General features: G+C 38.6%; 12 protein-coding genes. All 12 read left to right on the top strand.

Annotated features, from left to right (window positions below):
• The first annotated feature begins 34 nt into the window (after window positions 1–34).
• Complete coding sequence (locus M3175_RS06080) at window positions 35–1,570, top strand: acyl-CoA carboxylase subunit beta (protein ID WP_251515906.1); 1,536 nt, start codon at window positions 35–37, stop codon at window positions 1,568–1,570.
• A gap of 112 nt (window positions 1,571–1,682) precedes the next feature.
• Complete coding sequence (locus M3175_RS06075; RefSeq protein ID WP_251515904.1) at window positions 1,683–2,585, top strand: 2-dehydropantoate 2-reductase; 903 nt, start codon at window positions 1,683–1,685, stop codon at window positions 2,583–2,585.
• A 1-nt stretch (window position 2,586) separates the two neighbouring features.
• A complete protein-coding gene (locus M3175_RS06070) occupies window positions 2,587–2,976 on the top strand; it encodes a DUF3397 domain-containing protein (RefSeq protein WP_251515902.1) in 390 nt (129 codons plus the stop codon).
• A gap of 96 nt (window positions 2,977–3,072) precedes the next feature.
• Entirely contained in the window at window positions 3,073–4,707 is a 1,635-nt protein-coding gene (bshC, locus tag M3175_RS06065; RefSeq protein WP_251515900.1) for a bacillithiol biosynthesis cysteine-adding enzyme BshC, read from the top strand.
• Between the two features lie 208 nt (window positions 4,708–4,915).
• The gene (gene mraZ / locus M3175_RS06060; RefSeq protein WP_251515898.1) at window positions 4,916–5,347 is read left to right on the top strand and encodes a division/cell wall cluster transcriptional repressor MraZ; all 432 of its coding nucleotides are present in this window, start codon (window positions 4,916–4,918) and stop codon (window positions 5,345–5,347) included.
• A 39-nt stretch (window positions 5,348–5,386) separates the two neighbouring features.
• A complete protein-coding gene (gene rsmH / locus M3175_RS06055) occupies window positions 5,387–6,319 on the top strand; it encodes a 16S rRNA (cytosine(1402)-N(4))-methyltransferase RsmH (RefSeq protein ID WP_251515896.1) in 933 nt (310 codons plus the stop codon).
• 21 nt (window positions 6,320–6,340) lie between these two features.
• A complete protein-coding gene (ftsL, locus tag M3175_RS06050; protein WP_251515895.1) occupies window positions 6,341–6,694 on the top strand; it encodes a cell division protein FtsL in 354 nt (117 codons plus the stop codon).
• Window positions 6,694–8,931: a penicillin-binding protein gene (locus tag M3175_RS06045; protein WP_251515894.1), complete on the top strand. Its 2,238-nt coding sequence runs from the start codon at window positions 6,694–6,696 to the stop codon at window positions 8,929–8,931. Before ftsL ends, M3175_RS06045 begins: the two co-directional genes overlap by 1 nt.
• A 97-nt stretch (window positions 8,932–9,028) precedes the next feature.
• Entirely contained in the window at window positions 9,029–10,975 is a 1,947-nt protein-coding gene (locus M3175_RS06040; protein ID WP_251515893.1) for a stage V sporulation protein D, read from the top strand.
• A 148-nt stretch (window positions 10,976–11,123) separates the two neighbouring features.
• The gene (locus M3175_RS06035) at window positions 11,124–12,593 is read left to right on the top strand and encodes a UDP-N-acetylmuramoyl-L-alanyl-D-glutamate--2,6-diaminopimelate ligase (protein ID WP_251515892.1); all 1,470 of its coding nucleotides are present in this window, start codon (window positions 11,124–11,126) and stop codon (window positions 12,591–12,593) included.
• 147 nt (window positions 12,594–12,740) lie between these two features.
• Window positions 12,741–13,715 (top strand): phospho-N-acetylmuramoyl-pentapeptide-transferase, encoded by a 975-nt coding sequence (gene mraY / locus M3175_RS06030; RefSeq protein WP_251515891.1) that lies wholly within the window; start codon window positions 12,741–12,743, stop codon window positions 13,713–13,715.
• Window positions 13,716–15,068: a UDP-N-acetylmuramoyl-L-alanine--D-glutamate ligase gene (gene murD / locus M3175_RS06025; RefSeq protein ID WP_251515890.1), complete on the top strand. Its 1,353-nt coding sequence runs from the start codon at window positions 13,716–13,718 to the stop codon at window positions 15,066–15,068.
• Window positions 15,069–15,081 lie beyond the last annotated feature (13 nt).

Raw genomic sequence — 15,081 nt, 5'->3', positions numbered from 1 at the left:
GATACTTCCATTTACTGGACGAGGAGGGATAAAGATGGAGAAACATTTTTCGGAACAATTAGGGGAAAGAGTTAGGAAGATTGAAGAAGGTGGTCACAAGAAATATCATGAGAAGCTTGAGGAACAAAATAAGCTTTTTGTCAGAAAGAGATTAGAGCTTCTATTCGATGATGGCATATATGAGGAGGATGGGAAGTTTGCCAATTGTCAAAAGGAGGACCTTCCAGCAGATGGCGTCATTACAGCGTTAGGGAAGATTAAGGGGCGGACGGTTTGTGTTATGGCCAATGACTCCACTGTAAAAGCAGGTTCATGGGGAGCTAGAACGGTAGAAAAGATTATACGAATTCAGGAAGTGGCTGAGAGATTAAAGGTTCCACTTCTGTACTTGGTTGATTCCGCAGGGGCTCGGATTACTGATCAACTTGATATGTTTCCAAATCGCAGGGGGGCCGGGAAAATATTTCATAATCAAGTGAAACTATCAGGAATGATCCCTCAAATTTGTATTTTGTTTGGCCCATCTGCAGCGGGTGGAGCTTATATTCCTGCGTTTTGTGATATTGTGATTATGGTCGATGGAAATGCCTCGATGTATCTTGGGTCACCACGAATGGCAGAAAAGGTTATTGGTGAAAAGGTTACATTAGAGGAGATGGGTGGAGCAAGGATGCATTGTTCAGTCAGCGGATGTGGGGATGTACTTGCTCAAATTGAAGATGAAGCTATTGAAAAGGCTATTACCTATTTGCAATATTTCCCGCAAAACTTTCAGGAAAGACCAAGCATCATCAAAGCCGTGGATGCAAAATTTGAAAAGCATCTCGAGGAGATCATTCCCTCAAATCAAAATGCACCATTAAATATGTATGATTGTATTGATACATTGGTGGATGAAGGAAGCTTCTTTGAAATAAAAAAGCTGTTTGCAAGCGAACTTATTACCGGATTGGCTAGGATGAACGGTAGGGTTGTAGGTATTATAGCCAATCAGCCAAAGGTGAAGGGGGGCGTGTTGTTTATTGATTCAGCTGATAAAGGAGCAAAGTTCATACAATTATGTGACGCATTTCATATCCCATTATTATTTTTAGCGGATGTTCCGGGTTTTATGATTGGGACAAAAGTAGAAAGGGCTGGCATAATTCGTCATGGAGCAAAATTAATTGCTGCCATGAGTTCAGCTACCGTTCCTAAAATCTCCGTCATAGTTAGGAAAGCTTATGGTGCTGGATTATACGCGATGGCGGGTCCTGCTTTTGAGCCTGATTATTGTGTGGCGTTACCAACAGCTCAAATTGCCGTCATGGGTCCAGAGGCTGCGGTAAACGCCGTGTACTCAAATAAAATTAATGAAATCTCTGATCCTAAGGAGCGGTTAGCCTTTGTGAAAAAGAAGCATGAGGAATATAAAGAGCATATCGATATATATAAATTAGCTTCTGAATTAATTGTAGATGACGTTGTAGGAGCAAATGATTTACGGCAGGTGTTAATTCAGAGATTTTCTATGTATGAAACAAAGGATGTTGTATTTAGTACAAGAAAGCATCCCGTGTATCCTGTGTGAGTAAAGGCCTCTCTCCTAGAGGTCTTTTTTTGATACGAATGACCTTTCTGATACCTTCTTTCCATTTCTTCTGGTAAACTAATAGTAATATTGACGCATTGAAGGAGATAGTATGAAAATTGCGATCATTGGCGGGGGAGCGGTAGGTCTTTTATTTGCTTCTTTCTTACAAGAAGAAAACGATGTAATCCTTTACACGAGGTCAGAGGATCAGAGTGAGAGAATACGTACAAATGGTTTGGTAAGGAAAAATGGTGAAGAATCTGTCTGTATACCAATAAATGTTCAACCGATTAGTAAATGGGACACAACCGGAATTGAACTTGTAATTCTTTGTGTGAAGGAATATATGTTAAATGATTTAGTGAAGGATCTAAATTTTCCTGCCAACTTACCATTATTGTTTGTTCAGAATGGAATGGGACATTTATCTCTCCTAAAAAAAATAAATACAAGATCCCTATTTATAGGTTCTGTTGAGCATGGAGCATTAAAAGTCAATAACCATACTGTGAGTCATACAGGTATAGGGGTAACGAAACTAGCAATATTTCAAACGGTTGAAGGAGATCGGTGGATTCTTGATGAGCTTATCTTACAGTCTATAAAGAATTTCCCTGTTCAATTTGAACAGGATTACATGGTGATGCTAACCAAAAAGCTCGTTGTAAATGCGGTAATAAATCCTTTAACAGCTATATTAGGTGTTACCAATGGAAGTCTATTAACAAATAACTACTATCAAATGGTATTTGAACAGTTATTTAATGAGGTTTGTCTTGCACTAGGTATAGATCGCCATACATATTATGAAAACCTTGTTCGCGTGTGTAAAAATACAGCAAAAAACGAGTCGTCTATGCTTAAGGACGTAAAAAATGATAGAAGAACAGAAATTGATACCATTCTCGGCTACGTTCTTGAAGAAGCGCAAAGGAAGGACATCAAAGTGCCGCTCACTTTAGCCTTTTATCATTGCATTAAAGGCAAAGAAATAAAGGAGGAGGGGATGTAAAATGGGAAGCTTTTTTGCTACAGTATTTGCCACATTAGTGACCGTTCCAATTATAGGGTATTTTGTTGTCTTTGTTATTGCAAAACAGATTACAAAAAAACATAGAAAAGCAGTTCATATTGCTTTGGATATTACTACGGTACTTTTTATCCTTTCTGTTCATTATCTTATTGTTACGATCTGGGACTTTTCATTATTTTGGCTTATTCTCATTTTAATGATTGCCATGGCCATTCTTTCTCTGCTCCTTCAGTACAAATTAAATGAGGAAGTTGATCTAAAAAAAGTGTTTCGGGGTTTTTGGAGGTTTAATTTCTTATTGTTTTTTTCTGCCTATATCATATTAATATGCGTAGGTATCTTTTTAAGTGTGACAAAAGCAATTTCGTGAACGAAAGAATGTTGAAAATGCAAAGGTTTTTATTTTCCATTAACACAGTGCTATACTAAAGATTAGAAATACTGTAAAGAGAAAGGAAGTACATAAATGGAGATGGTTAATCTCTTTCTCCCATCAACGAATCAGTTTGCTACCGATTATAGTACTGGGAATTCATTCATTCGTCCGTTATTTCATTATCAATTTCAAGAAACTGAGAGCTATAAGAAAAGAGTAAAAGATCTAGAAAATATAAGCTTTAAAAGGGAAGAGCTTGCTGACTATATTGGGGAGTATATGAGTAAGTTCCCAAGTTCAGATGAGGTTATGGCATCCATTTCTAAATTAAGGAACCCGGATAGCGTGGTGGTCATTGGGGGACAACAAGCAGGCATCTTAACCGGACCTCTATACAGTATACATAAAATCCTCTCTATTATTTTATTTGCTAAAAAGCAGGAAGCAGAACTGTCTGTTCCGGTTGTTCCGGTTTTCTGGATAGCAGGTGAGGACCACGACTATGATGAAGTGAATCATATTTTTATAGAAAAAGACAATAAACTTGAAAAGTCCATATACCCTGAGAAGGTTCTTGATAAACGAATGGTTACCAATATTGAAATCAAGAAAGATGTTTTAAAAAATTGGGTTAATGACATTATCTCTTCCTATGGTGAGACGGAACACACGAAATCCCTGCTTCAATTTGCTGAAGCTGCTATTGAAAATTCAGTAACGTTTGTTGATTTTTTTGCACATATAACGATGAGCTTGTTTAAAGACTATGGTTTGCTTATTGTTGATTCCGGTGATGAGGGATTAAGAAAACTAGAAAAAGAATATTTTATAAATCAAATTAAAAATACAAAAGAGATTACTGAAAAGGTAAAAAATAAGCAGCAAGAGCTCGAAGCCATTGGAATGACACAAACGATTGTGATAAATGATCTTTGTGCCAATCTCTTTTATTACGATGAAGTTTCTCATGAGAGAATTTTATTAGATTATATTCCAGAACAAAAACAATTTGTTGGCGCTTCTGGTTCTATCTCTTTTTCATACGATGAGATGCTAGAAATGGCTAGTGAGTTTCCTGAACGCTTAAGCAATAATGTCGTGACGAGACCTCTTATGCAAGAGTGCTTGTTTCCGACATTAGCGTTTATTGCAGGACCAGGAGAGATTGCTTACTGGGCTGAATTAAAGGAAGTGTTTGAACATTTCGAAATGAAAATGCCACCGATTGTTCCGCGGTTAAATATTAGCTTGATTGAACGAAATGTGAGTTCAGACATGGAAGAACTAGGGTTAAAGTTAGAAGATGTTCTAACTGCTGGAACGGGAAAACAAAAGGATTTATTTCTAGATGCCAACCGTGACAATAGTTTTCAGATCTTGTTTGCTCAAACCAAAGAGCAGGTAGTTAAAAACTACATTGAAATTGAGAGAAAGACAGAGCAGCATTATAAAGGTATGCTTCCGTTGTTGAAAAAAAATGAAAGCTTACTTTTAAAGCAAATCGACTTTATGGAAAGTCGACTTGAACATGCGTTGCTTCAAAAGCATGAAGTGGTTATAGAGAAATATAATCGAATCGAACGTAAACTGAAACCATCTGGTTCACCGCAAGAAAGAATCTGGAATCTCTTTTATTTTCTTAACCAGTACGGACTCTCGTTTATTGATGAATTATTAACACAACCTTATTTGTTCGATGGAAGTCACCAAGTGGTAAAATTATAAACTAGGAGAGACCTTGTCGTTATGATAAGGTCTTTTTTGTCGGTTTTTATAAATTTTTATATGATTTTAAAGCTTTTTATAAGAAAAAGGGGAATCATTCTCTTTCTATTTTTGCAGGAAAATAACAGTGGGGGGAGAATTTATAAAAACATGTGGAGGAAAGTGGGGGATTGTGGTACATTTAGGGTAGAGAGTGGGGGTAGCGGGCATGTTTATGGGTGAATACCATCATAATGTTGATACGAAGGGACGTCTAATTGTGCCTGCAAAGTTCCGTGAACACTTAGGAGAAACCTTTGTGCTAACACGCGGCTTAGATCAATGTTTATTTGGTTATCCTCTTAGTGAATGGGATCAGATTGAGGAAAAGCTCAAAGGGTTACCATTAACTAAAAAAGACGCTCGTGCATTTACCCGTTTTTTCTTCTCAGGTGCGACTGAATGTGAAGTGGATAAACAAGGAAGAATAAACATTGCTACTCCACTAATGCAATACGCAAAGCTTGAAAAAGAATGCGTCGTTCTCGGAGTCTCAAACCGAATTGAAATTTGGAGTAAGACATTATGGGAAGAATACTTTACAGAATCTGAGCAATCTTTTGCTGAAATTGCAGAGAATATGATTGGATTTGATATTTAAGGATTCTATTCATGGGCGTAATTCGAAAGGTGGACAACAATGTTTGAACATACTACCGTGCTTTTGCACGAAACTGTTGATGGACTCAATATTAAACCAGATGGTATATATGTGGACTGTACAATGGGTGGAGCGGGGCATAGTGCGCTTATCCTTTCCAAGTTGTCAAAGGAAGGAAGATTATTTGCCTTTGACCAAGATGATGTTGCCATTGAAAATGCAAAGGATAAGTTAGCAGCATATGAAGGGCAATTAACTATTGTAAAAAGTAATTTTCGATACCTACAAGAGGAATTACACAAGCGAGGAATTGAAAAGGTTGATGGAGTTCTTTATGATTTAGGCGTTTCCTCCCCACAATTAGACACACCGGAACGAGGATTTAGTTATCACCATGATGCCCCTTTAGACATGAGAATGGATCAACAGGCAGACCTCTCCGCATATGACGTTATTAATTCCTGGAGTTTTGAAGAGCTAGTAAAAATATTTTTTAAATATGGTGAAGAGAAATTCTCTAAACAAATTGCTAGGAAAATTGAGGCAGCAAGAGAAATAAAGCCCATTTCAACAACAGGTGAGCTAGTCGAATTAATTAAAGAGGGGATACCGGCTCCAGCTCGAAGAAAAGGTGGACATCCAGCAAAACGAATTTTTCAAGCAATCCGGATAGCCGTTAATGACGAATTAGGTGTATTTGAAGATTCGTTAAATCAAGCGATTGATATACTGAACCCTGGTGGAAGAATTAGTGTCATTACTTTCCACTCATTAGAGGACCGGATTTGTAAGGTGATATTTAAGAAGGGTAGTGAAACACCAGACCTTCCAAAAGGATTGCCTATTATCCCAGATGAGTTCAAACCAGAATTAAAGTTAATTACGAGAAAACCAATTGTGCCATCAGAAGAAGAATTAGAACATAACAATCGAGCACGTTCGGCAAAACTACGTGTTGCCGAAAAGTTGTAAACCTATCTAGGAGGGAATAGGATGAGTAACTTAGCAAGGAAGCTTCAGCAGGAACAGCAGCAACAAACCGTACAAGCACCTCAAAAGGTAAGAAAGATCAACTCATGGTTGTCTCCTGGAGAGAAAATCCTTGGTGTCACTTTTTGTGCCGCTATATGCTTTGGTGCCGTACATATAATCTCAAATCAAGCGGCGATTTATGAATTGAATAAGGATATACAAAATACCTCTGTTAAACTTGAGGACCAACAAAAGATTAATAATGATTTAAGAATGCAAGTGGGGGAGTTAAGCACTCCAGATCGAATCCGCAGTATGGCAGAAAAGCTTGGATTAAAGCTTAATGACAATAATGTTAAGGTTGTGCAGGAGTAATGACAAAGAAACAGCCCAATATGAATGTGGGAGCAGCGATATTATTTATAATATTTAGCCTGCTCTTTTTTGTCTTAATTTTTCGGTATGTAACGATTTTGGCAACAGGAGAAGTGCACGGGCAGAATTTGTCTGCTTTAGCTCAGCAAAAATATGAGAAAGAGGCAACAATTGAGGCTACAAGAGGAACGATTTATGACAACAATGGTGAAGTGATTGCAGAAGATACAGCTTCCTTCAAGCTAGTGGCGATTCTGGATGAAACATTAACCACAAATCCTAAAAACCCAAGACATGTGGTTGACAAAGAAAAGACGGCGAGAGAGCTGTCAAAGGTAATTGATTTAGAAGAATCAGAGATTTATAGAATTCTTTCTAAAGAGGGTGCAAAGCAGGTCGAGTTCGGAACAAAGGGTAGAGATATCTCCATTCAAGTAAAAACAGAAATAGAGAATCTGAAACTTCCAGGAATAACTTTTATTCGTGGATCAAAGCGTTTTTATCCAAACGGCATTTTTTCCTCACACGTAGTTGGTTATGTTGATGTGGATGAAGAAACGAATCAAACGGTTGGTCAGCTTGGAATTGAGAAATCAATGAACGAGGAATTAACTGGAATTAATGGAAAAGTAAATTACCCTGGTGACTTTTGGGGGTATATCCTACCTGGTGGTGAGGAAAATGTAACAGCGGCTAAAGATGGATATGATATTTATTTAACCCTCGATAAAAAGATTCAAACTCTTCTTGAAGATGCTATGAACAAAGTGGATGAACAGTATGATCCAGCTAAGATGGTCGCGGTAGTAGCTGATCCAAAGACTGGTGAAATTTTAGCGATGGCGCAAAGACCAACGTTCCATCCAACAACAAGAGAAGGAATCTCCGACACCTGGCACAATGAGGTGATCGAAAATTCATTTGAACCAGGTTCAACAATGAAAATTTTCACTCTTGCGGCTGCCGTTCAGGAAGGTGTTTTCAATCCAAATGAATGGTATCAATCAGGTTCTTATAAGCCAACGGAAAATTCCCAAACGATACATGACCATAATCGTCGTGGTTGGGGTTCTATTACTTACTTAGAAGGTTTACAAAGATCCTCAAACGTGGCATTTGCTAAGCTTGTTAAGGAAAAGATCGGGTATGATACATTCAGAGAGTATTTAACAAAGTTTGGATTTGATCAGCCAACAGGAATTGATCTTCCAAATGAAACGAGCGGAAAAATAGTGTACCAATATCCAATTGACAAAGTTACTACAGGGTATGGACAAGGGACTGCCATAACACCTATTCAGCAAATTCAAGCAGCTACTGCTATTGCAAACGGTGGTAAAATGGTGAGACCGCATGTTATTGATAAAATTGTAGATCCATCGTCAGGTAAGACGATTAAGCAAACAGAAACAGAGGTTGTTGGAACCCCGATCTCAGAGAAAACTGCTAACCAGGTTCTTGAGTATCTAGAGACAGTTGTTAGCTCTCCGAAGGGAACCGGGTATAACCGATACAATATCGAGGGATATCAAGTTGCTGGGAAAACAGGTACGGCAAGTATGACCCAAAATGGCGTGTACTTAAATGGGAAGAATGACTATGTGTTTTCGTTTTTAGGGATGGCACCTGCAGAGGATCCGCGATTAATTATTTATGTGGCAGTACAGCAGCCGAAAGTAGATCATTATTCAGAAGGATCTATACCTGTTTCGATGATTTTTAATCCAGTTATGAAAAATAGTCTTCAGTATTTGAATATTGAACCAGCAGAGCAAAAAGAGGTTGAGCCAATTACTGTTCCGGATTTCCTAAATAAAAATGTTGGAGAGACCGAGGAACTAGTAACTAGTTTTGGAGCTCATACCATTGTTATAGGGAATGGAACAAACGTAATTGCGCAATCTCCACAAGCGGGAGAGAAAATACTCGCTGGAGAAAAAGTATTCGTTGTAACAGACGGAGATTTAACGATGCCGGATGTTACAGGCTGGTCCTTAAGAGATGTGGTTAAGATTGCCTCGCTTGCTAATTTACAGCTAAGCACAACTGGCAGCGGCTATGTGACAAAACAAAATATTAGTGTAGGAAGTGTTGTAGCAGAGGGTGATCATTTAGTGATTCATCTGAAGGCACCAACAGAAGAAGAAACAAAGCTAGGTGATGATGCTTCTGAGGAAACTGGAACAGAAACAGTGGAAGGCACACAAGAACAAGCTGAAGAAGTAGAAGCAGAATAAGCTTAGAACGTACAAGTGATGCTTGTACGTTCTATTTTTTTTGGTACAAGCATATAGTGGAACGAGCCATATATGTTGTTAGGAGGTTCTAACGAAGATGCGAGTGTCAAATGTTACAGTACGAAAAAGACTAACGATCTCACTTTTAGTAGGGTTTCTCATTTTTTTTATTATTGATGTAAGGCTTGGGTATGTACAATTTGCCCTAGGAAATATTTTGACTGATGGAGCGAAAGATCTTTGGAGTCGGAATATTCCTTTTGAACCAGAACGTGGAGAAATTGTCGATCGTAACGGTGTTGCACTCGCTACAAATAAAAGTGCACCTACCGTATATGTAGTGCCAAGACAGGTGAAGGATCCTGCAAAAACAGCAGAGCAGTTAGCAGCCGTTTTAAACTTTTCAAAGGAAAAGGCGTACCAGTATATAACAAAGTCAGCGTCGATCGTGAGAATTAATGAGGGGCGAAAGATTACTCATGAAAAGGCGAATGAAGTTCGTGATCTGAACTTAGCAGGCGTGTATATCGGGGAAGATTCAAAGCGCCACTATCCGTTTGGGAACTATTTATCTCATGTTCTCGGTTTTACGGGGAGTGATAATCAGGGATTAACAGGACTAGAAGCGTATTATGACAAAGACCTCATGGGGGAAGAAGGTTCTGTAAAATTTTATGCAAATGCCAAAGGACAAAGAATGAATGATATGGCAGATGACTATGAGGCTCCAGTGGATGGGTTAGATTTAAAACTGACCATTGATTCAAAGGTACAAACGATAGTAGAAAGAGAGTTGGATAATGCGCAGGCACAATATAACCCTGACGGTATGATAGCCATCGCGATGGACCCGAATACCGGAGAGATTTTGGCTATGTCAAGCCGACCTGGGTTTGATCCAGCTCAGTTCCAAGAGGTGAATCCTGAAGTGTATAACCGAAATCTCCCTGTTTGGAGTACGTATGAGCCAGGGTCTACCTTTAAGGTTATTACACTAGCCGCTGCGCTAGAAGAGGGGAAAGTAGATTTAGAGAATGATCATTTTCATGACTCTGGATCGGTCAAGGTTGGTGGAGCGACATTAAGATGCTGGAAACGAGGGGGACATGGGTCCCAAACCTATTTGGAGGTTGTGCAAAATTCCTGTAACCCAGGTTTTGTTCAATTAGGTGAAAGTCTAGGAAAAGATACATTATTTAAGTATATTAAGGATTTTGGATTTGGACAGAAAACAGGAATTGACTTACAAGGAGAAGGAAAAGGAATCCTATTTAATCTAGATCGAGTCGGACCAGTAGAATTAGCTACGACGGCATTTGGTCAAGGGGTATCAGTTACACCAATACAACAGGTTGCTGCAATATCGGCAGCAATTAATGGTGGTACATTATACACCCCTTATATTGCAAAGGAATTAGTTGATCCGCGAACCGGTGAAGTTGTAATGAAAAAGTCACCTGTAGCGAAACGAAAGGTAATTTCAGAAGAAACCTCAGAGAAAATTCGATATGCTCTTGAAAGTGTTGTAGCACAAGGATCAGGTGGAAGAGCCTTTGTTGAAGGCTATCGAGTGGGTGGTAAAACAGGAACAGCGCAAAAGGTAAAGGACGGAAGATATATGGAAAATAATCATATCGTTTCTTTTATTGGATTTGCTCCAGCGGACGACCCACAACTCGTTGTGTATGTAGCTGTTGACAATCCGAAGGGAACTACTCAGTTTGGGGGTGTTGTTTCCGCACCAATCGTAGGCAGCATTATGGGAGATAGTTTGAGAGCTTTAGGAGTAGAACCAAGAAAGGGTCAGCTAGAAAAAGAGTACAAGTGGCCAGATGTACCAATGATTGAGGTTCCCGATGTAGTTGGCATGACAAAAACAGAACTTGGTGATTTATTTGTTAATTTAAAAATCGAAACTTCCGGAGAAGGGAATGTAGTTGTAAAACAAACACCTGAAGCTGGGGTAAAGTTAAAAGAAGGATCAACTATTCGCTTGTATTTTGATAATGTGGAACAGAAAGAAGACAAGAAAGAAGAAGAATAGACTGATTCAGTGTGCAGGCGGCGAAGTTTTTTCGCCGTCTTTTCAAAATGCTACATTATAGAATAGCGAAAATGGGTAACTTCATGTAAAATAGATAGGCGCATGCTTTTTTTTGGAAGTAGGTTAAATGATGAGAGGATTTGAGGAAATGAAATTACATACACTGGTCAATCACCTTCAACCGCTTGTTCCTTTCGAGGGTGAAAATCCAGACATATTACACATACATAATGACAATCGTAAAGTAACAGAAGGTAGTTTATTTATTTGTATAAAAGGATTTACTGTTGATGGTCATGATTTTGCTGAGAATGCGGTGAAGTCTGGTGCGGTAGCCGTTATAGCAGAAAGACCGTTACAAGTGAGCGTACCTGTTGTCATTGTCAAAGATACAAAACGTGCAATGGCCGTTATAGCAGATGCTTTTTATGGGCAACCAAGTCAGAAAATGAAAGTTGTTGGTATTACCGGAACAAACGGGAAAACAACAACCAGTCATATTGTCGACCATATTCTGCAAGAGGCAGGGAAAAACACCGGTCTAATTGGGACCATGTATACGAAAATTGGAGAAGAGGTACTTGAAACAAAAAATACTACTCCTGAAAGCTTAACCTTACAAAATATCTTCCACCAAATGATTGAAAAGCAAGTTGATTGTGCTGTTATGGAGGTTTCCTCTCATGCGCTAGTGGAAGGTAGAGTTCATGGTACAGACTTTGATGTAGCTGTGTTTACAAATTTATCACAGGATCATTTAGATTTTCATGGTTCTATGGAGGAGTACAAGAGAGCTAAAGGTTTATTATTTGCTCAGTTAGGGAATAAATTTACACTCAATCAACCGAAATATGCCATACTAAATGCTGATGATGAGGCTAGTGAACAGTACGCACATTCCACTTCGGCACATATCCTAACATATGGCATTCAACAGGATGCAGATATTCAAGCAACCAATATTGCCATGTCAGCTAAAGGTACCTCTTTCTTATTAGTTACTCCGATCGGCTCAACAAACGTGACGATCAAACTTGTTGGGAAATTTAATGTATATAATGTACTCGCCGCTATAGGTGCTGCTATGGCACTTGGAATTCCATTATCTGTTATAACAGACGCTTTAAGCTTGATGGAAGGTGTAGCAGGACGATTTGAACTCGTCGATGCAGGACAAAGCTTTACTGTTATAGTGGATTACTCGCATACACCAGATAGTTTACAGAATGCACTTGAGACCATTAAAGAGTTTGCTGTAGGGAAGACTCATGTGGTCGTAGGCTGCGGGGGTGACCGTGACCGTACCAAGAGACCATTGATGGCAAGGATTGCTTGTGATTATGCAGATGAAGCCATTTTTACTTCTGATAATCCTAGAAGTGAGGATCCACTTGCGATTTTAAAAGAAATGGAAACAGGAGTTGCAGGAAGAAAATATAAAGTCATTGAAAATCGAAAGCAGGCGATTTACGAGGCAATTACCCAAGCCGAAAAAAATGATATTATCCTTATAGCTGGAAAAGGTCATGAAACATATCAGCAAATTGGCAAGGATATTCACCATTTTGATGACAGACTCGTTGCAAAAGATGCCATTTTAGAAAAAAATAAAGCGTAAAGCAAGAAAGGCTAGAATTTACATGATATTATACAAATTTTCACATGAAAAACTTCTGAATACAAAGGAACAAACATATGATATTGCTGTACTACATAAACAGCTTATTCATACTAGTGTTTCCGTGATGGAAAAAGTGGGGGGAAAGTGATGGAGCAAGTTATTTTATTCACAATATTAGTGGGATTTCTCATTTCGGTCATCCTATCCCCAATTTTAATTCCGTTTTTAAGAAGGTTGAAATTCGGACAAAGCATTAGAGAAGAAGGACCTAAATCGCATCAAAAGAAATCAGGTACTCCGACAATGGGTGGAACGATGATCTTATTATCTATCGTTGTTACGACTATTGTGATGACATCGAAGTATTCGGAGCTTTCCGTACAAACATATTTGCTGCTCTTTGTAACAATTGGGTTTGGTCTTTTAGGATTTTTAGATGATTTTATTAAAGTGGTCATGAAGAGGAATCTAGGATTAACTTCTAAACAAAAGCTATTTGGACAAATCGTTATTTCGTTTATTTTTTACTTTATTTTAAGACAAAATGAATTTTCAACAACAGTCTCCATTCCACTTACAGACATTAGTTTTGACCTTGGTTGGCTGTATGTATTTTTTATCATTTTCTGGTTGGTAGGATTTTCGAATGCAGTCAATTTAACAGACGGTTTAGACGGTTTAGTTTCAGGGACAGCTGCTATTGCTTTTGGAGCTTTTGCTGTACTGTCTTGGAACCAGGGGGCATATGATGTAGCCATCTTCGCTTTAGCAGTTGTTGGTTCTGTACTAGGATTTCTTGTCTTTAATGCTCATCCCGCTAAAGTGTTTATGGGAGATACGGGTTCTCTTGCTCTTGGGGGAGCGATCGCTACTATTGCTATTTTAACTAAGCTAGAAATTCTGCTTATAATCATTGGAGGAATATTTGTTGTTGAAACATTGTCTGTGATATTGCAGGTGATTTCATTCAAGACGACGGGTAAAAGGATATTCCGTATGAGTCCTTTGCATCACCATTATGAGTTAATTGGTTGGTCAGAATGGAGAGTAGTTGTCACGTTCTGGACAGTTGGGTTATTATGTGCAGTATTAGGAATCTATATCGAGGTGTGGTTGTAATTGAGAGATATTAAAGATTATGTTCATAAAAAAGTACTTGTACTTGGATTAGCGAAGAGTGGGGTCGGTGCAGCAAATTTGTTGCACCGTTTAGGTGCGTTTGTCACTGTTAATGATAAAAAGCCGTTGTCTGAAAATCCCGAAGCCCAAGGGCTGCTTGAACAAGGAATCACGGTTATTTGTGGAAGTCATCCAGTCGAGCTTTTAGATGAAGGCTTTGAGCTGATCGTAAAGAACCCAGGTATTCCTTATCATAATGAAATGATTCAGGCGGCGATTGAAAAAGGAATTACAATTATTACAGAAGTTGAACTGGCGTATCAAATTTCTGAAGCACCTTTTATTGCCATTACAGGTACGAATGGAAAAACAACCACGACCACTCTTATATTTGAAATGTTAAAGGCGGGAAATAAGGCGCCATTAATTGCAGGGAACATTGGAACCGTTGCGTCAGAAGTCGCTCAGGAAGCTACATCTGAAAATACGATTGTTATTGAATTATCATCGTTTCAGCTAATGGGAATTACGACGTTTAAGCCAAGGATTGCTGTACTCACTAATTTGTATGATGCTCACTTAGATTATCATGGTACCAGAGATGAGTATTGGAGTGCGAAAGCAAATATAACCAAGTATCAAACAGATGAAGATTACTTTATCGTTAATGGAGATCAAGAGAGCACATTAGAAATAGGCCAAAGAAGCGACGCAATTAGTGTTCCTTTTTCTACAAAACAATTTCTACCAAATGGTGCCTATGTATTAGATGATACACTGTACTTTAAAGAAGAAAAGATTATAGAAATCGCCAATATTGTTTTACCCGGTGCGCATAACCTTGAAAATATCCTTTCAGCCGTAACCGCTGCAAAGCTTACAGATGTTTCAAACGAAGCAATTGTTGAGGTATTGACAACCTTTACTGGTGTTAAGCATCGTCTTCAATATATCGGCGAGATCGAGGGACGAAAGTTTTATAATGATTCAAAAGCAACGAATATGTTAGCGACAGAAAAAGCTTTATCAGCATTTAAAACTCCTATTGTGTTACTTGCCGGAGGGTTGGATCGTGGAAACGGGTTTGATGAATTAATTCCATTTTTACACAATGTAAAAACCGTTGTCACGTTTGGGCAGACAGCTCCTAAAATTGAGGAGGTAGCAAAGAAGGCAGGAATAAAAACAATTGTCCGTGTCGATAATGTGGAAAAAGCCGTACCTGTTGCCTTTACACACTCAAGTCCAGGAGATGTGATCCTTTTATCACCTGCATGTGCTAGCTGGGATCAATACAAAACTTTTGAGGTTAGGGGAGACATTTTTATCAATGCGGTGCATAAGCTTAAGTAAGGGCTTGTCTTAT

Source organism: Robertmurraya korlensis, assembly GCF_023715225.1.
In the GTDB taxonomy this organism is placed as follows: domain Bacteria; phylum Bacillota; class Bacilli; order Bacillales; family Cytobacillaceae; genus Robertmurraya_A.
The sequence above is the reverse complement of the archived record's forward strand: the minus strand, read 5'-3'. Positions and strand labels throughout refer to the sequence as shown.